The organism is Pseudomaricurvus alkylphenolicus, from assembly GCF_011683955.1.
Lineage (GTDB): Bacteria > Pseudomonadota > Gammaproteobacteria > Pseudomonadales > Cellvibrionaceae > Pseudomaricurvus > Pseudomaricurvus alkylphenolicus.
The window spans coordinates 421,208-439,357 of sequence record NZ_JAAQPI010000004.1; the positions used below are offsets into that span (position 1 = coordinate 421,208).

Below are 18,150 nucleotides of genomic sequence, written 5' to 3' on the forward strand. Positions count from 1 at the left end.
TAAAAAACGGCACAAGACGTACCATGCTGGAAAAGATTGAAAACAAGAGCTTGCAGAAACAGGTATACGACCGACTCAAAGAGGCCCTTACCTGTGGAGAGTTCGAACCGGGGCAGGCGATGGTTATACGCAACTTGGCGGACAAACTGGGCTGCAGCCCCATGCCTGTGCGCCAGAGCCTGCAGAGGCTGGTCTCCGAGCATGCTCTCACCGCCAAGGACTCGGCGCGCTCCACCATCCGCGTACCCTGTATTTCGCCAGAGGCTTACGAGGACATAAAGAGCGTACGCAAGATTCTGGAACCGGCCGCCGCCGCCCGTGCGGCTGAGCGATCCACCCCCGAACTGGTCAGAGAGTTACACGCTCTGGACAAAAAGATGAAGCAGGCAATCGAGGCGGGAGACGCGCAACAAGCTGCCAAGACCAATCGGGCTTTCCACTTTGCGATTTACCAGGCAGCGGATTCACTGACCCTGCTGCGCTCAATCGAATCCCTGTGGTTGCAGTCCGGGCCCTATTTTCGCATTTTAATTGGCCGCTACTTTCCCGGTGGGACGAGTGGCCATGGTACCAGTCTCAATCACAACTCCCATGGTTCCATTATCGACGCAATAGAAAATCGTGACCCCGAGGCGGCCTATAAGGCCCTGAGTGACGATATTCATATTGCCGCCAAATACTACATTGTCTAGTGTAGTTAATCCGGTGGCGGGGTCTGAAAAATCGGGACCAGAAGCGTGACAAAGGTAAGCATCAGTAGTGCATAACCCGCCAGATTCGTCCACGCCCTGTGCTCCGCGTGCCTGAGGGTTAAACTCCCTGTCGAGGAATCTGCCAAAAACGCTTTTATCGTTTCACGATCTGCAGCCAGCCCGTCTCTGCTATCGCGCCATAACGGTAACCCCGAAGGCCCCTGGTCGCAAACCAACTCCAAGCTCGCTGTCGCTGTGGTAGTACTTTGTACGTCTTGTAGCGGAATACGTTTGAACGTGAAAATGTCAAAAAGCATGTGATGACGAACATAACCGCTGACTTCGTTGCCCGCCCTTTGCAGTTCCAGAGTCTTGTGAGGCTGGTTAGACATAAACAGAATGGCCGGCCAGATAAACCAGGCCAGACAAAAGGCCAGTCGATAAGCCATGGGGCCCACCTGATACATACCGACTGACAAGATGACAAATCCAGCAATGGAAATCCCATAACCAATCATCGAAAGACCGGTGACCTGCTCAGCCGGCAGCTCAATATTAAGCCGTTCCTTGCTCTCATCAGCGATGAACTTTTTTATTGCATCAACCGCTATGCTCGCGTCATTCCCCTCTATGGCGCCACTGCTGACTTTGGCATCTCCGGATTCCGCGTGAATTTGCACATTTGAAAGTCGACCATGGCGAATTCTGTCGGCACCGGTGACGCCATTATAATTCTGTCGGTTGTTTTCGAATAACCCCCACAAGGTCGTCCGAAAAGCCGAAGCCGTCACATAGCCGGTATGCCCCCGGTGCAGGCTTAACATGGTCGTCGAATGAAAAAAGTGCAGAACATATAGGGCGATAACCAAGACTATGGTCGCCACCACCACGGTTTGAAGTACGGAATAAACCGTAGATACCAGTTTTACTTCTTCTTCCATGCTTGCCTACTCCATCACGAACCACCAAAAATCGCATTCATGGCAATGGTTGCCAAGATTGCCACTATCGGCAGAGCAAAAAGAATTATCAGTAACCAAAGGCCATACTTTGCCAAGGAGCTCCAGATTTCCTGCGGCGACGGCATAGCGGCGTAAGCCACATAGGGATTTTCCGGGTCATAGCGAATCTCATGTTCAGACCCTATCGGATAGCGGTCCAATACACCTTTCATTTCTTCCGTGACTCTATCAGAGGTATCCGGAGACTTCTCTAACAGCCCGGTTTCGTAATGTTGACCATCAACCTTGTAGCTGAATTTTACTTCGGGCCAATAGCTGTAAAAAGCGGGAGTTTTTTCGCCTGCAGGGTGATAGGTCTTACGTACTTCACTGACAATCACCGTTGCGGATACAGGTATAAAGGACTGGTGAAAACGCCCGGCCAAAGACGCTGACGAGGCGGCCCACCAAATTGGAAACACGACCAATATCAGCAATAGGACACCGACAAACGTTGTAAATCCTATCGTTGCCCAGTGATCCGCAGACACGCTGCCAAAAACCGGTTCCAGTCGAAGTGCGATTGCTGGAAGCACGCTGCTTTTCAGCCAGGGCCAAAACAGAGGCAGTCCGGAAATCACCAAATACCCCGCTGAAAGCAGTGCCGCCGACAACGCAAACGGACCTCGAAGCAGCGCGTAATGAACGATACACAGCGAACCGGCAGCCAGGCAAAGCAGACTGTATGGTGTCAGGTCGACGGGAAAACTGCCGCGGCCGACGATTGACGCCAGAGAGAAAATCCACAGGCTGATCAGTATCAGCGCATAACCACCAAAACTGGGCGCACTGATAAGAAAGCTGTTTTCCGGTGCCGCCGGGTTGACGTAGGCAGTGACGGGCTGGTGAATAGGGTATTCATCCAGCAGGGCCTCGTTTGCCTGGCCCTGGTGAAAATAGGCGGTCCTGCTTTCGTACCATTGATTGTCAAATCGGTATTCGTAGACAAGCCAGTGTACATTGGTATCAATGGTATCAACGTCGACGGCATCCGCGTTTCTGGATTCGGCATGTTCCCTAAGTCCCTCGGTGACAGAATCCCCAAGAACATTGGCAACGGCGGGATTATCGATCGAACGGGTCTCGGCCTCGAACAAATGGGTTTTAATCGTTGCTGGCACGGGTTGCCAGTAGACATAGGCCGCCCGCTGGTTCTTGACGGCATTAATTCCTAGAGCGGCCCAGAGAATACCAAATATCAGTAGTACCAGTACCGCGCCATTCATGAACCATCCTTTCTACGAGGCATCCCGGATTATGTCTTGTCTCGAATGACCGCTATCGTATGGACTTCTCGACAACCGCCAACCATTGCTCAAAGGAGTCAGCCCGCCAATTATTATCAACTCGAAGGGAACTGGGATCATACGATGCGGAATGCCCACCATAGAAATTAACCCAGCCCTTATCAGGTATATGCGCCAGGGGAACGTCAAATTCCTTGATATAAAAGACAGTACCTTCAGGAAATTCAGACTCCTTCATCGGTCCCGAACTCTCACGATCACGGCTTCAATGCTGTCGAGTGAAACTGCGGCATCGAAAAACTCCCTGCCCCGAAGTTCATGCAGGTGCACCAGCTTTTTACTCACGGATTTTACCGAGCCACTGAGCTCCTGGCCTGATTTGAGCTTGAGGGTTACGTATTTGTCCGTGTAGTTTTTAAGCACCGTTGCCTGGGTACTGCTGGATTTTATAACAAGGGGCTCGGCGAAAGCAGGAAATGCGATCAAAGCGCTCAAGAGCATGGTGGTACCGAAGATCCGCTGCATGGTAGGGTTTCCTTTCTATTGAATATCATTCAAGTCTAGTCTGCTAATCCTGCCCTGTGTATTTTCTGGAATGCCTGGACGGCATATAACCATTGATACTGAGTGGCGACACACATATGGCATCTGGGTATTAATGACGCTGCCTGCTAATGAAAGCTGTATCCCAGCTTTATTCCCCACAACCTGGGCCATCGCTTGCGGTAGCATCCGTCCTCCATCACTTCAGCGGTTTTCTCGGGCTCCAGCTTGCCTCCAAAGTACAATATCTGTTCATCGGCTTCACCGGTAACGATTGCCATCAGGTTTTCTTCTGACACACCGAGAGTGACATCGGGCTTGTCCAATACTTCGGCTCCACAGAAGCCAAATTGTGGCAGATCCATTACAAATATCTATTTGATATAGAGCCGCTGCCAGAAACTCAATCCGCCAGTAAAGATCGGCCGACAATCAATTTCATAACCTCACTGGTACCACCGTAAATACGCTGAACGCGAGCATCGGCGAAGGCCCGGGCCACCGGGTATTCCCACATGTAGCCGTAACCGCCGTGCAGCTGCAAGCATTCATCCATGACCCGCCCTTGCAGTTCGGTAGAGAGTAGCTTGGCCTTGGAAGCGCCTACCGCATCCAGCTTATCCTGAATGTGCAGCTCCAGACAGCGGTCCACAAACACGCGCATGGCAGTGATTTCGGCGTCCAATTCGGCCAATTTGAACTGGGTGTTCTGAAACGCGGCCACCGGTTTGCCAAACGCCTTGCGCTCTTTCACATAATCCACGGTATGTTGCAGCACCGCTTCACAGCTGCTCACTGCGGCTAACGCCAGACTCAAGCGCTCCTGAGACAGCTCCTGCATTAGGTAGAGAAATCCCTTGCCCTCTTCGCCCAGCAGGTTCTCTTTGGGGACACGCACATCCTGGAAAAACAGTTCGGAGGTATCCTGGGCCTTGAGGCCGATTTTCTTCAGGTTCTTACCCCTTTGGAATCCAGTCGTATCCGCTTCAACCAACAACAGGCTAAATGCCTGTGCGCCGGCGCTGGAATCCTGATTGGTTTTACAGACCACAATCACAAGATCGGCCTGCTGGCCGTTGGTGATAAAAGTCTTTGCGCCATTAATCACATAGTGGTCACCGTCCAGCTCAGCAGTGGTTTTAATCCCCTGCAGGTCAGAGCCAGTACCCGGTTCAGTCATGGCAATGGCGGTCACCAGCTCGCCGGAGAGACAACCGGGCAGGTATTTCCGTTTCTGTGCCTCTGAGCCGTTGTGCAGTATATAGGGCACAACGATATCGGAGTGCAGCGTAAAGCCGATTCCTGTAAGCCCCAGCCGTGCCACTTCTTCGGTGACGATAGCGTTGTAGCGGTAGTCTACTCCTACACCACCATACTCTTCCGGTACGGTAGGACAGAGAAAACCCTGCTCACCAGCCTTGTACCACAGCTGGCGATCAATCTGGCCATCCTCTTCCCACTGCTCATGGTAAGGAACCGCCTCGGCTTCAAGGAATTTGCGTACACTTTCTCGAAACTGTTCGTGCTCTGTTTCAAATATTGTTCTTGGAATCATGATTTTTATCTCACCAAATGTTGCTGGAGCAGTACTCCACGTAAGGTTACTCTTCAAAATCTCGATGGTGGCATCTAGCTCCAGTGCACCAACAGCTGTCCTTGCTCTGCAGACTCTCGGGCAAGGCGCTCGCCGAGTTCCGCGAAGCGCTCGTCAATCTTTTCACGCCGTATCTTTAGGGTAGCCGTAAGCACCTCATTCTCTATACTCCAGGGTTCCGTACTGATGATGACCGCGCCGATACGGGCGTGTTTCTCAACACTATTGTTGACTGCGGCGACTGTTTCGCGGATTGAATTTTCTACACTCAGCTGATGGTTGCTGCTCGCGTTCTCGGCCAAAACCACCACCATCACCGTCTTGGAAAACCCACGTCCCATCAGGCACAGCTGTTCGACATAGGGGTTTTCCGAAAACTGCCCTTCGATGGGAGGCGGCGCCACAAATTTACCCTGGATGGTTTTGAAGTAGTCCTTGACTCGTCCGGTGATATACAGGAAGCCATCTTCATCGACGCGCGCCTTGTCGCCGGTGTGCAGCCAACCATCGCGAATGAGTTCGGCGGTCTTCTCTGGCTGCTTGTAATAGCCAGGCGTGAAACCCTCGGCACGAACAGTAAGCTCACCTTCGTCCGTGAGTTTGTACTCCACCTCACCAATGGGCTTGCCAATTGAACCAGTGCGGCGACTGTCCTTGTGGCTGAGTATCAAACTCATTGCTTCGGTCTGGCCAAAACCATCCATTAAAATCAGGCCCATAGACTCCCACCATTGAACCAGAGGCGCCGGGGTTGGTGCCGATGCCGTCAGGCAGAACTCCACCTCGCCCAGCCCCAGAGAATCGACAACCCGCTTGCCAATCCCCTGGGGATCCGATTTCAATGCTTCGTTAAACGCTTCCTGTCCACCTAACTTGCTAATGACCGCCTGCTGGAGCTGTTCCCAGACACGCGGTGCGCCAAAGAAAAAGTGGGGACGAGAGCGCTGTAGATCTGGCAACAATGTATCCAGAGACTCGTTAAAACTGACCTCGCCGCACTGACATAGCGAGGTGAATTCAACGAGCTGTCGCTCGGCCAGATGTGACAGGGGCAAGTAAGAGAAATAGCGTGGCTCATTGGGAAGAGCCACGAACTCTTTAACGCGCTGGATAGGGATAATGTTGCTGTCGTGCGTCTGGATAACCCCCTTCGGCAGACCGGTCGTGCCTGAAGTAAAAACCAGCGATATGGTGTCACTGGCCTGACAGGTGTAGTCCGGCACCCTTCCCTCCCCTTCGACGAGGAGTTCATCCCAGGTCAGGTGTTCACCCTCTCCTTCTACCTCTACCTCGACACCTGGTAGCGTAACGATGGTGATATCAGGCGGCAGCACAGGTCGAACTGCCTCCCAGTTTGGGCTTTCACCTACAAAAATAACCTTGGCTTCGGTGAACTCGGCAATGTACTGAGCGATGGACGGTGAGTAGGTGGTGAACATACCCACTGTAACGTTGCCAGAGCGGATGATTGCCAAGTCCGCGAGGAACCAGTGGGGCCGGTTACGTGAAAGAAGGATCATATTAACCCCATGGCCGAACCGCGACTCAAGGGCTGCGCCAACCGCATTGACCTGCCGCCGGGCCTCAGACCAGGTATAGTCGTCGCTACCGCCCTCAAACAAACCTCGCAACCAGACCTTGTCACTGCGCTCGTCCGCCCAGTGATCAAGGTAATCTATTAGGGTATTGTGTCTCATATTGGTTCTCCTCTCTCTACTTCAGCATCTCTTCGCCGGCATTCTTTATCAAACTATCCAGCACACTTGCACAGTACAACCCAGCACCACATCATCCGCATAGGCCGTATCGAAATCATGACGATCACGAAGGGAAAAATGCGACAGAGCCTTAACCAGAGCGCGACGCCAGCCATTCCACCGTCTGTTTCCAAACACTGTCCTGCGCCTTACCGCCGATGATCACCCCCATATGCCCACCAGGCACAGTGCGAAACTCCTTGTCCTCCGAGGCCACCAATTCCACACCCTTGGCAGCCACTTCCGGGGACACCAGATTATCGGTCTCGCCGGCGAAAACCAGCAGGTTTGACCTGATTCTATCCAGTTGTGCCACTTGATCTCCCACCTGGACTTTGCCACTGGCAAACTGATTGTCCACCAGCAGGCCCCCAGCCATATCCTTCACCACGCCCCCCGGATAACGTAACAGGTTGTTCAAGTAATCCGAGGTTGTGGAATGGACTTTCACAAATTCCCGATCCCACAGGTTGGTTACCAAATCCCAATAGGTAGTGACACTACTGATCGGATCGGTGAGTTTAAAGAGCGCCGTGGTGGCCCAGTCGGGGAGAGAGAGACGAGCAGGATCCAGCGTGTTAATACGCAAATTGGTAAAGTTGCGTACCAGTTGGGCCGGTGCGTCCAGGGCTTGCGCGACCCCTGCTGCTGCTGCCACCACACCGCCGTTGCCATCCATATCGATGGGACTGGCGACAGTAATCATATTGCGTATTGTCGGATCCAGTTTGAGTCCCTGGTGCAACAAACAGAACAAACCTCCCATACACCATCCCATCAGAGACAGCTCATCACTACCCGAATGCTGGCGAATCTTTTCCAGCGCGGTACCCAACATGCGATCGGCGTAGTCCTCCATGTTCAGGTGGTCATGTTCCTTTGTGGGTTTGCCCCAATCCACCATATAAACTTTGAACCCGGCCGCCGCCATATAGCGCACCAGACTTCGCCGCGGTAACAGATCAAAACTTTCGGAAGTAATGGCAAGCGGCGGCACCAACACCAGGGGAATATCAAACTGGTTTCTCTCAATGGGCATTTCACTGCCATCGGCCAGTGCTATGCTTTCCTCATCCGGCAGTGCGTAGTAGCGCACCGACATGAGTTCACCATCGTGCACCAGCTCAAACCAGGTACGCCCCGACTGAATCAGCGTATCGCGCTTGAGCACCCAATCCGCTCCATTTGCCGCAGTACGGGCCAAGCGTTGATTGAGTTCCAGCGTGCGGGCCAGTGCCAGCGACGTTAATTGTTTCATGCAACACCCTCCTCCGATTCCACCAGCTCTTCCAGATCGGCCAGCATCTGTCCAAAATATACCGCCATGCGCTGCAGTCGCGGCAAGGTATCACGGGCGCCGGTAAAACCAATATTGAGTCGTCCGGCATAGCTGACACAATCGATGCTCAGGGCACTGTATTGAAGCAATTGACTCAGGGGATACACGGCCTCCAGCCGAGAACCCATGATATAACGCGGCTCCTCACAGGATTCAGTGCTGGACACTCTCAGGTTAAACAGGGGCGGAATCATACGACCCACAACGGGTGTCTGACTTGCGAACAGCGGCGCCGAACGCAACATTACGTAGGGCACCACCGAGCCTTCGGGCAGCGACTGACGATCCGCGCGCGCCTGGGCTATCGACAGTTTAACCGCCTGTAAACGCTTTATAGGATCACCAATGTGAGTCCCCAAAGCCACCCGGATACCCGCGATGGCATTGCCTGGCACCCGTTCACTGCGTTCCTGCAAAGATACCGGTACTACCCCGACCAGAGACTCATCAGGTAAAGCGTTATACTCCTTGAAGAAACGACGCAAAACACTGCCGCAGAGGTAGGTCAACAATTCGTTGACGGTACTGTCGGTGGCGCGGGCAAGACTGGCGATACGGCGGCTGGGAAACTGCTGGGTGGCAACGCGCCTCTGATGATTGATCCTGCGGTTGAGCGTGGACCTCGGGACACCGCCGGGAGCAACGAAGCTGCCTGGCTCCTGCCGTGACACACTGGTGCGCAATAACCCGACGCCGGCCTTGCCCAGGCCGGTCAGAGAATTCAGCCCAATCCCACCTGACGTGGGCTTGGCGTTAGCAATCGGTTGCGTCCATGGCGGTTGCACATCTGTTATATCAGCGCTGTTGGACAGATGTTCCATCAACAGGGGGATGGCATTCACATCTCCGATCAGCAGATGGTGTATTTTCAGGTAGAACGCAAAGCGTTCGTGCGCCAGTCCCTCGATAATGTGCAGTTCCCACAATGGTCGCCGCCGATCCAGGGCGACGCTGTGCAGGTGGGAGACCATACGACCCAGCTCAAGTTCACCGCCTGGATGCGGCAACGCCGAGCGGCGCAGGTGGTATCCGGGTTCGACGTTACGATCCTCGATCAGGCGTGTATTCCATGCTGACAGACCCGGATGGCGCAAGCGGCAATTCCAAGGTGCCACCCAATCCCGACGGCAACCCAATTGTTCGACCAACTGGCTGACATAGTCTGCTGCGGCATTGTCCGGCTTTCGAAATACGGCCAGCACGCCGACGTGCATCGGCGTATCTTCCGTCTCCATGGCCAGCCAGGCGGTATCGGCGATAGACAGTTGCATTCGCTCTCTCCCTTGTGAATTGACGTGGATCAGGTGTGATGACCTTTTAGCAGCTCCGATATACCCTCCAGGGTTTCGGCATCCAGATCCAGTGAGCTGAGGGCATCAACCGCCTGCTGGGCAACACTTGAGAGATCAGCGGTCGACGAGTGCTTGGCACTGTCTTTGGCGGCGGCGGAATCATCGGTCAACTGGTATACCGTGGCAAACACCAGTTTGTGCAACTCTGGCGCCAGGGTACCGAGCAGGCGAGTGATGTTTCCAGTCAGGGTATTCACTTCCATCGGTCTGTCGACCATCGCCTCGCACACCAGCTCCGAAGCCTGCTCCGGCGTCAGTGTCTGGACATTGCGGTATGATGTAGTGGCTTCAATCATACCGGTCCTGACTAATGGCATATGAATATTGGTGAATGCGATGTTCTTATGGCGATACTCCACCCCGGCCGAATCAGACCAGGCATCCAAGGCACTTTTGGACGCCACGTAGGATGAAAACCTGGGCGTACCCCGAGTCAGTGCAGCGATGCTGGAGACATTGACAATATGGCCCTGTTCTCTTTCCGCCATGGAGGGCAGAAGTCTCATCGCCAGCCTGATGGCTGAAAAATAGTTGATTTGCATGACCCGCTCGAAATCGTGAAAGCGCTCATAGGTCAGCGATAGAGATCGGCGGATGGAACGACCGGCGTTGTTGACCAGCACATCAACATGACCGTGATCAGACAACACCTGATCAATCATCCGGTCACAAGCTTCGAGATCAGACAGATCGCAGGAGTAGCTGTGAGCATCACCTCCAGCGGCACGGATCTCCTCCACGGCGGCGTCCAGCTTCGACTGTGTCCGAGCCACCAGGATAACCCTGGCACCGGCCACTGCGCAGTCTACTCCCACCTGCTTGCCAATTCCCTCTGAACCGCCTGTGATCAACACCGTTCGTCCAGCTACGGCGTCCTCGATACTGCGCGGCAAATTGTGGTCGGGGTGCAGGTGCTGGTCCCAATAGTGCCACAGTCGAGCCGCGTAGGTTTTTAATGCCGGGACTTCAATGCCACTGCCTTCCAGCGCCTGCAGGGTATTGCTGCAATCATATTGGGTATTCAGGCTCTCGGTTAAAAGAACCTCCTTGGGTATATTGAGATTCTCGGCGACCTGCTCCTTGACCCGCTCGAACACCTTCCTGTTGCCCGCCAGGGAACGAGCTCCCGCCGGCAGGAAATCCATGGCACGATCCAGCGGCAGGTCCAGCTTCATCAGCGGACCTTTGGCAGCTTTCAGGAACTCATTAAGCAAGTCACCCAACAAAAGTGGATCGGGGTCCGTCAAGTGGAAACATTTACCGTCGAGGTCCGGTTGATGGCTGATATGGTCGAGGGCATCGGCGACGAAATCCACGGGCACGATGTTGAGCTGATTACCCTGGTATTTGGGCAGCGGAAACCACCGTGGCAGCACCTCTGAAATTTTGTCCAATAGCGGAAAGAAATAGTAGGGGCCGTCCACCTTGTTGATCCAGCCACTGACCGAGTGCCCCACCACAGCTCCAGGACGGTATATTCTCCAGGGTATGTGACACTTGTGCCGAACCAGGCCTTCCGCCAGGTGCTTGGTATGAAAGTACGCGTTCCTTTCCACGTCCACCGCTTCGTCAAACATATCCTCGGTGAATGTTCCCTGATAAAAACCAGCCGCGACAATCGAGCTGACATGATGAAAGCAACGGGCGTCCAGTGCTTCCGCCAAACGGATCGCCTCGCGCGTGCCATTGACATTCGCGGCTCTCTGGGAATCGGCATCCGCCGTCAGACTATAGATAGCGCCAAGATGGTAAAAGCCGTCAACGCCTCCCCTTATCTGCGCCAGCACATGCGGTTCTACACCGCACAAAGGCTCCGACAGATTTCCCTCGACAATAACCAGTTTTTGGTCGGGAATATTAAGTTTGTGACGCAGATCCTTGATCTTGCCTTCCGATCCAGGTCGTACCAGGGCGTAGATTGTACCCTCACGTCGACAGAGGTTTTGCAGCAATTGATTGCCGATGAAACCTGTCAACCCTGTGACGAAATAATTCATGTTTACGCCTCCTGTGAGTATGTTAAGTCGTTATCTGTGGGTTCGGAGTGCCCTGTTTGTTCGTAGTCCCGGACAATTCGGTTCAATGTTCTGCTGATACGGGTCTGCACCCGAATCATTTCAATTTTTGGCCAGGCGGAACGTTCGCCCATATCGATGAGATCGTGGATCTCTTCCCTGGAGAGTGCTGCCAGCAAGCGACCGGGATTGCGAAATCGAAAAGGCGGCAATAGATTAATATCGCCGATGTAATTCTGATTGAGAATCGCCAGTGCAGTATTGGTGACGCGGCTGACACGGGGGTGCCTGGCCAGGGGCCGGTGAACAACCGTAGCCGAGGCGTTTAACCACTCTTTCGCGGTTTTGTAGGCCGCTCTCTTGATCGCCGCGCTGCTACGGCGACTGCGCTTGCTGTCACTGATAAACGGAATCACATAGGGGTTGGTCTGGCTGGCAATATAGTGATTAACACCATAGAGGCGGGCCAACCGTTTCGCAGGCAAGTCATCACTGATAGCACCGTCCACCCAGCGACGAGAGGGCAGGTACTGCTTTTTCTCACCGTGCTTGTCCTTCGCCATTAAGGTGACGGATGGATACACACCTGGAAGCGCGCAGGAGGCAAGAATTCCCTCGCGCATGAGTACATTCGGTGTGGTAATCGCATTTAACAAACGTGATGTCTGGTGCGTTTCCGCAGGGGCAATGGAAATATTCATCCAGCGTCCGGTCTTTTCCCAGGCTTCCTGAAAAGTCATATCCGGAACAAGGCGTTCTATCATGGAGCGGATGTCATCGACCTGCATCAACTTTGGTCCCAACCGACGCAAGATGCCCTTGTGGGACTTCGTGGCGTCAAGTTCATAAACCAGGTTTTCCGCGCTGAATACCCGCTGTAATTCCTCGTCGCTGTGGGTTGCCAGAATACTGCCGATAATGGAACCACCACTGGAGCCCGATAGAATATCCGGCAGCAGTTGCTGCTGCCACAAGGCTTTGGCGACCCCAATATGGAAATAGGCCAACATCCCCGAACCGCTGAACATCAACGCAGACCGTCCAAAGCAGTGCTGCGCCCGGTGAAAGAAGTCCAGTTTCTCCTCGCGACCAATATTGTCGTGGTCCTGGCCGGCCAGTAGCTCCAGGGATTCAGTGATCTCGCTAACGTAATCCTCGATCAACTGCTTGGTGCCGAATTTGGCCCGCTGGTATAGCAGCGGGCTGCCCATACCGTCGACGTTGCCGTGAATACCCTCGTTAAGCACAAACAGCAGGCCAGGGTAATCCTGGCGAGCACGCAATTGCCGCAGCTGATCGAGACGCAGCCGGATCGAACGGTAGTCAAAATGTTTCGACTGGTCCATTCGTTTCCAGCGCTGGTTGCCGCTCGCCGCATCATGGGCAATGGCGGCCTGTTGCCACTCTTCGTAGCAGGATGCCTGACGCATGGCGATCTCAGGCTTATGAAGCTTGGTTGAAAACATAGATAACACCTGACGTCCCACCTTAGCGTCCATTCTGTTCTGCAGGAACCAGCGTAGCTGCGGATTCTTCCGGAGCTTTACCTGGCTTGGACTTAACCAGAAACGTTGCCAGAGCCGGCATCAGAATCAGCGCCCCAAACATATTCCAAATGAACATAAAGGTCAGCAGGATGCCCATGTCCGCCTGAAATTTGATCGGCGACATGGCCCAGGTGATGACTCCGGCCGCCAGCGTGACTCCGATCAGGGCCACCACCCGGCCGGTAAAGTTCAGAGTCTCGTAATAGGCTGTAGTCAGGTCCTTGCCCTGTTTTTCCTTGGCGAGGATCACGGTCAGAACATAGAGGGCGTAGTCCACACCGATACCCACACCCAGGGCGATGACCGGCAGGGTTGCGACCTTGACGCCCATGCCCAGCCATACCATCAGTGCCTCGCAAAGTATCGACGTCAGCATCAGCGGTAAAACCGCGCACACCACGCCGGGCACCGAACGAAACGTCAGCAGGCACAGCACAATGACGGCGCCATAGACATAGAACAACATCTCGTGGTTGGCCTTCTTCACGACGATATTAGTGGCAGCCTCGAACCCGGAACTGCCCGCAGCCCCAAGGAATTCGATCTTATCGACGCCACCCCAGTCCGCCTTGAATTGTTCCAGGGTTTCCACCACCCGGGTCAGTGTCGCCGCTTTGTGGTCAGCGAGATAAACTTGCATCGGCCAGATCGAACAGGCCGGGTCAACATATTCAAGAGTCACCAGTTCACTGATGGCATAGTTCATGGTGTCCTGGTTGCGGAACAGTGATTGCCACTTGGGAAAGCCCTCATTGATCCCCATCATGATTTCGCGGGTCCGCACGTTAAGGCCACGGACGTCTTCCACACCTTCCACTTGACGCAGACGCCATTCCAACTCATTGGCCAGACTCAATCCTTCGTGATCAATGCAACCATCGGCAGCGGTCTTGACGATTACTGCAAACACGTCTGTACTCACAGAATAGTTTTCAATCATAAAGGCCACATCCCGGTTGTAACGGGAGTCCGGGCGCAGTTCTGGAGCGCCCTTGTCGAGATCACCGATCTGCAAGTCCTGGGCAACCACCAGCCCAATCACGGCCAGCACCACACTCACGGCAATAGCCATGGCGGCCGGCCCCCGGCGTGTAAACAGCAACAGAAAGCGCCATAGCCAATGCATATCCTGCTGGCTCTTGGGGGGACGCTGGGCGCGAATAACACTCTTGCGCCCGACACCGGTGTATGACAATACAATGGGAATCAGAATCAGGTTGGTAAAAATCAGCACCACAACGCCAATACTCGCGGTAATGGCCAGATCCTGGATCACCTGAATCTGAATGATCATCAGCACCGCAAAACCAACGCCGTCAGACAAGAGCGCGGTCACTCCGGCAATAAACAGACGGCGGAAGGTATAGCGGGCGGCAACGTACGGGTGCGCACCCCGCCCGATGTCCTGTAGTACACCATTGAGTTTCTGGGCACCGTGAGACACGCCAATGGCGAACACCAAAAATGGCACCAGAATGGAAAACGGGTCCAGCTCAAATCCCAACAGCGCGAGAATACCCAACTGCCATACCACGGCGACCAAAGTGCAGGCGATCACCATAACGGTGGAACGCAGGCAGCGGGTATAACCGTTTAGCAATACGGTGGCGATAATCACCGCTAGGGCAAAGAAACCCATAACCGCCATCAGGCCATCGATCAAATCACCGATCAGCTTGGCAAAACCGATAATGTGGATGGATCGATTGGTATCATTCTCTGTAAAGGTTTTGCGAATTTCCTCCAGTTTTTCACTCAGCCGGGCGTAGTCAAGACGCTCTCCAGTTTCAGGATTAATCTCCAACAGAGGAACAATAATGGCGGCGGACTTCTCATTATTTGCAACCAGATCGCCGCCGATTCCCGCGCGCAGGATATTGCGTTTGACTTCTGCAATGGACCGCTCTGAACCATCGAAATCTCCGGGAATAACCGGCCCCCCCTCAAAGCCCTGCTCCGTGACCACCCTCCAGCGAGTGTTGGGGGTAAACAGGGATTTCATGCCGTTGCGGTCAACACCGGGAATATAGAAAATGGCGTCGTTCACCTGCTCAAGGAATTTGAGGTTCTCTCGGGTAAACAGCGTCCCCTCGTCCACCGCCACAACTACCCGCAAGTTGTTGCCCAACCCCTTGAGATCGTCGCGGTTCTCCTGATAGTTGACAACGTATTGGTGCGCCTTGGGCAGGGTTTTCTCAAAGCCGGCCCTGAGATCAATCTGTGTCGCGTAAAAACCGAGAAAGACTGTGACCAACCCACACAGGGCCATCACTATTCCACGATTGTTGAAAACCAGTTTCTCCAGCCAGGTTCCGGAGTTAAAATCGAACTTGTTCAGATCCGAAATAATCGGCAGATCTGACTCTGATGCATGCGCCATGATAGCTTCTCGGATGATTGAATCTTACTGTGGAAGTGTCAGCTTGTGGATGCCGTCGGGCCCACCCACCAGCAAAGTGCCGGACGGTCCTTCGGCCAGGGTATAAACCCTCGTGCCACTGCTGATCGGCAGGCGGCTGAAAGATGTGCCGTGATCGCTACTGACCAGGAGGTCCCCTGCCATACCGGCAAACACGAGACGGCCGTCCGCCAGACGTACAGAATCCACCAGTGAACTGGACGCGGGTTTCTGAGCCTCAGACCAGCTCTTGCCCTCATCGGCGGTACTGAACAGGCGACCACGCAGCCCACCCAGCACAATACGCCCGTCGGCTGCCGCCACGCTGGTAAAGAAACTGCCCTCCCAGGGCACATTCTCTACACGTACCGCCTTGCGACGGTTACTGTCTCCGATCATCAACAAACCCGCTTCACCGGCAATGAAGAAGCGGCCTGGCTCTGGTAAAGGAGCAAAGTCGAACAAGTGATAAAACGAGTCATTTTCGGTGGCATGGAGCACATGTTCCCAGTTTTGTCCTCCGTCCCGAGTACGCAGCAGCATCCCGTAGGCACCAAAGGCATGGCCGTGGGTATCGCTGTGAAAATATACCTTGAACAAAGGCTTGTCGGCTCCCTGCTCAATGGCAAACTGCATCTCCTCCACCAGATAGCTATAGTACGGGTCCCGCGGGTATTGAAGCGCCAGCTTTTGATAATAGGCCAATCCCTCAGTACCATAACGCAGACCGTCATATTGTTTTTCCCAGGTTTTACCAGCATCGACGGAGTGTAGAATCAACCCTTCGTGGCCCACCGCCCAGCCTTTGTCCGGAGTAGGAAAATGAATATCGAGAATGCTGCTGCGAACCGGCACCTGAGCCTGGGTCCAGGTTTCTCCGTCGTCCTCTGACCACAGGATGTGGCCTTGAATACCCGTCGCGTAAATGCGTCCGTGGAACTTGCGGATTGAATAGACCAGCGACTCTGTGGCAATTTCGCTGCGCACGGCAGGCAAGTTCAGAACGTCGAAATCCTTCGCCCAGCTCCCCTGCCAGGGCGCCAGCATCAAGAGTATCAAGGTTCCGATCAGGACTCGCGTATCTGACGTTCGTGTATGAGACGTTCGTGTATGAGACGTTCGTGTATGAGGCATAGCACTGCTTCCGTTTACTAATTGGGTTCACATGCATTAACCGGCACCTGCCAGTTAATGCACAAAGCCTCAGCAAAGTTTCGGTATTGCCTTGCTTACAAATCCAATGACCTGTGTTATATCCAGTGGTGCGCGCTTAGCGCACGCCACCACGGGCCAGGCCTTTGGCGGTGAAGTACTTTGCGTTCTGATTGACACCGGTTCGGAAGCCACCCGGAGCGGGTTTGGTGTTGATGTTATAAATACCCTGGAGTAAATCATAAGCTCCATAGGCGAAATGATAGTTGGACTTGATGTCGTACAGGTTGGCACCATAGGCGAACTGCACGCGCCACAAATCACCCTGTCCATCGTAGTTTTCGGCGGCCAGTGCTTGCCAACTGTCCTCATCGATATAGAGACGACGCTTGGCATAGAGGTGACGCTTGCCTTCCTTGAGTGTCGCTTCCACCACCCACACACGATGTTTCTCCCAGCGAATCAGCTCCGGGTCCAGAAACTTTTCACCCAGCGCATCTTTGACTTCCGTCTGGAAAACGAAATCGTAGCAATTGTAGGGAACCATCATCTCTTTCTTACCAATCAGTTTCCAATCGAAACGTTCAGGCGACCCATTCAGAATAAAGGCATCGTCATAGGTAGAGGTACCGGCAACGGCGGGATTGGGTGTATCGAAGGAAACCGCCGGTGCCAAACGCACGCGCCGCTGCCCGGTCAAATACTGCCACGCCTTGCGGCCTTTGCCTTCGGTAAAATCCGCACCCGGTTCATGCACCAGCAGAATCTCGCCAGCCCGTCGGGTCGGAGCCTTGTAGTTGAGTCGTAACTTCAACCAGGGCGTATCGTCCATCAACTTATTCGGAGTTTTGTACATCGAGAAGACGTTAGTCATATAACCGGTTGTAGACAAAATGGGCTTTCCATTGGCATTCACATAGTAGGTGTCGTAGGTGACCGAGTGATCAGTCAGATAACGTGTAAGGTGATTCCAGAGCACTTCCAACCCTGTTTCCGGGATTGGAAAGGGTACTCCAGGCAGAGAATTCGCGATACGTTGTCCGTTATCTTCCAAAGTGGCGTTGGTAGCGTTCTTCAGCGTGTTGTCGTACAACCAGTCCGGCGTTACGAAGTCACGACGACTGGGATATACCTGCATCCTGAAACCATCGCCGCCCAATTTTTCAAACATGGCCAGGGAGCCCTGTGTAAGATTGTCGGCATGTTCTTTGTAATTATTCTGGTCAATGGTAAACAGGACTTTGTCATCGGGATAGGCATTGACATAGTTGTCGGAGCCCGCCACAAAATTATCCGGTATGGGCGAACCTTTGGGATTCCATGGAGGGATAGAACCGTCGGCGTTACCTGATGCTTGCGCCCCCATGGGCGTCAAGTCCTTACCCAGGCGCGAAGCCTGATCAGTGGAAACTGCAGCCATAGCGCCGCTGATCATGGCGCCGGTCAGGCACAGGGCCGTCAACATTCTTCTTTGTATCATCGTTAGTACCTCTCAATACAGCCGTATATGTTT

14 protein-coding genes are annotated in these 18,150 nt (G+C 53.8%); 1 reads left to right on the forward strand and 13 read right to left on the reverse strand.

Annotation, left to right across the window (positions count from 1 at the left end):
* Positions 1-23 precede the first annotated feature (23 nt).
* The gene (locus HBA55_RS13535; protein ID WP_166991969.1) at positions 24-692 is read left to right on the forward strand and encodes a GntR family transcriptional regulator; all 669 of its coding nucleotides are present in this window, start codon (positions 24-26) and stop codon (positions 690-692) included.
* Between the two features lie 5 nt (positions 693-697).
* Here the strand turns inward: HBA55_RS13535 and HBA55_RS13540 are convergent, their stop codons facing one another.
* The 13 genes from HBA55_RS13540 to HBA55_RS13600 all read right to left on the reverse strand — a co-directional run bounded on the left by HBA55_RS13540 (position 698) and on the right by HBA55_RS13600 (position 18,117).
* Positions 698-1,633 carry a hypothetical protein gene (locus tag HBA55_RS13540; RefSeq protein WP_166991972.1) on the reverse strand — a complete coding sequence of 312 codons (936 nt, stop codon included), beginning with the start codon at positions 1,631-1,633 and terminating at the stop codon, positions 698-700.
* A 14-nt stretch (positions 1,634-1,647) separates the two neighbouring features.
* Positions 1,648-2,919, reverse strand: a complete 1,272-nt coding sequence (locus tag HBA55_RS13545; protein ID WP_166991975.1) for a DUF3592 domain-containing protein — start codon at positions 2,917-2,919, stop codon at positions 1,648-1,650.
* 255 nt (positions 2,920-3,174) lie between these two features.
* A complete protein-coding gene (locus tag HBA55_RS13550; protein ID WP_166991978.1) occupies positions 3,175-3,465 on the reverse strand; it encodes a hypothetical protein in 291 nt (96 codons plus the stop codon).
* Positions 3,466-3,611: 146 nt separating this feature from the next.
* Positions 3,612-3,848: an SCP2 sterol-binding domain-containing protein gene (locus HBA55_RS13555; protein WP_166991981.1), complete on the reverse strand. Its 237-nt coding sequence runs from the start codon at positions 3,846-3,848 to the stop codon at positions 3,612-3,614.
* Between the two features lie 38 nt (positions 3,849-3,886).
* Positions 3,887-5,038: an acyl-CoA dehydrogenase family protein gene (locus HBA55_RS13560; RefSeq protein ID WP_166991984.1), complete on the reverse strand. Its 1,152-nt coding sequence runs from the start codon at positions 5,036-5,038 to the stop codon at positions 3,887-3,889.
* Positions 5,039-5,112: 74 nt separating this feature from the next.
* Positions 5,113-6,774: an AMP-binding protein gene (locus tag HBA55_RS13565; protein WP_166991987.1), complete on the reverse strand. Its 1,662-nt coding sequence runs from the start codon at positions 6,772-6,774 to the stop codon at positions 5,113-5,115.
* Positions 6,775-6,925: 151 nt separating this feature from the next.
* A complete protein-coding gene (locus HBA55_RS13570; RefSeq protein WP_166991990.1) occupies positions 6,926-8,092 on the reverse strand; it encodes an alpha/beta fold hydrolase in 1,167 nt (388 codons plus the stop codon).
* Positions 8,089-9,444 carry a wax ester/triacylglycerol synthase family O-acyltransferase gene (locus HBA55_RS13575; RefSeq protein ID WP_166991994.1) on the reverse strand — a complete coding sequence of 452 codons (1,356 nt, stop codon included), beginning with the start codon at positions 9,442-9,444 and terminating at the stop codon, positions 8,089-8,091. The genes HBA55_RS13570 and HBA55_RS13575 overlap by 4 nt, the downstream gene beginning before the upstream one ends.
* Positions 9,445-9,473: 29 nt before the next feature.
* A complete protein-coding gene (locus HBA55_RS13580; protein ID WP_166991997.1) occupies positions 9,474-11,522 on the reverse strand; it encodes an SDR family oxidoreductase in 2,049 nt (682 codons plus the stop codon).
* A 2-nt stretch (positions 11,523-11,524) separates the two neighbouring features.
* Positions 11,525-13,006, reverse strand: coding sequence for a DUF3336 domain-containing protein (locus HBA55_RS13585; RefSeq protein WP_166992000.1), 1,482 nt, complete (start codon positions 13,004-13,006; stop codon positions 11,525-11,527).
* A gap of 22 nt (positions 13,007-13,028) precedes the next feature.
* Positions 13,029-15,467, reverse strand: coding sequence for an efflux RND transporter permease subunit (locus HBA55_RS13590; RefSeq protein WP_166992003.1), 2,439 nt, complete (start codon positions 15,465-15,467; stop codon positions 13,029-13,031).
* Positions 15,468-15,491: 24 nt separating this feature from the next.
* Complete coding sequence (locus tag HBA55_RS13595; protein WP_166992006.1) at positions 15,492-16,619, reverse strand: WD40/YVTN/BNR-like repeat-containing protein; 1,128 nt, start codon at positions 16,617-16,619, stop codon at positions 15,492-15,494.
* A gap of 136 nt (positions 16,620-16,755) precedes the next feature.
* On the reverse strand, positions 16,756-18,117 hold the full coding sequence (locus tag HBA55_RS13600) for a DUF1329 domain-containing protein (RefSeq protein WP_166992008.1): 1,362 nt from the start codon (positions 18,115-18,117) through the stop codon (positions 16,756-16,758).
* Positions 18,118-18,150: the final 33 nt, after the last annotated feature.

What these genes read in the sequence shown, in the direction of transcription:
- HBA55_RS13535 (WP_166991969.1), top strand. Translation starts at nt 24, where the DNA reads ATGCTGGAAAAGATTGAAAACAAGAGCTTGCAGAAACAGGTATACGAC.
- HBA55_RS13540 (WP_166991972.1), bottom strand. Translation starts at nt 1,633, where the DNA reads ATGGAAGAAGAAGTAAAACTGGTATCTACGGTTTATTCCGTACTTCAA.
- HBA55_RS13545 (WP_166991975.1), bottom strand. Translation starts at nt 2,919, where the DNA reads ATGAATGGCGCGGTACTGGTACTACTGATATTTGGTATTCTCTGGGCC.
- HBA55_RS13550 (WP_166991978.1), bottom strand. Translation starts at nt 3,465, where the DNA reads ATGCAGCGGATCTTCGGTACCACCATGCTCTTGAGCGCTTTGATCGCA.
- HBA55_RS13555 (WP_166991981.1), bottom strand. Translation starts at nt 3,848, where the DNA reads ATGGATCTGCCACAATTTGGCTTCTGTGGAGCCGAAGTATTGGACAAG.
- HBA55_RS13560 (WP_166991984.1), bottom strand. Translation starts at nt 5,038, where the DNA reads ATGATTCCAAGAACAATATTTGAAACAGAGCACGAACAGTTTCGAGAA.
- HBA55_RS13565 (WP_166991987.1), bottom strand. Translation starts at nt 6,774, where the DNA reads ATGAGACACAATACCCTAATAGATTACCTTGATCACTGGGCGGACGAG.
- HBA55_RS13570 (WP_166991990.1), bottom strand. Translation starts at nt 8,092, where the DNA reads ATGAAACAATTAACGTCGCTGGCACTGGCCCGCACGCTGGAACTCAAT.
- HBA55_RS13575 (WP_166991994.1), bottom strand. Translation starts at nt 9,444, where the DNA reads ATGCAACTGTCTATCGCCGATACCGCCTGGCTGGCCATGGAGACGGAA.
- HBA55_RS13580 (WP_166991997.1), bottom strand. Translation starts at nt 11,522, where the DNA reads ATGAATTATTTCGTCACAGGGTTGACAGGTTTCATCGGCAATCAATTG.
- HBA55_RS13585 (WP_166992000.1), bottom strand. Translation starts at nt 13,006, where the DNA reads ATGTTTTCAACCAAGCTTCATAAGCCTGAGATCGCCATGCGTCAGGCA.
- HBA55_RS13590 (WP_166992003.1), bottom strand. Translation starts at nt 15,467, where the DNA reads ATGGCGCATGCATCAGAGTCAGATCTGCCGATTATTTCGGATCTGAAC.
- HBA55_RS13595 (WP_166992006.1), bottom strand. Translation starts at nt 16,619, where the DNA reads ATGCCTCATACACGAACGTCTCATACACGAACGTCTCATACACGAACG.
- HBA55_RS13600 (WP_166992008.1), bottom strand. Translation starts at nt 18,117, where the DNA reads ATGATACAAAGAAGAATGTTGACGGCCCTGTGCCTGACCGGCGCCATG.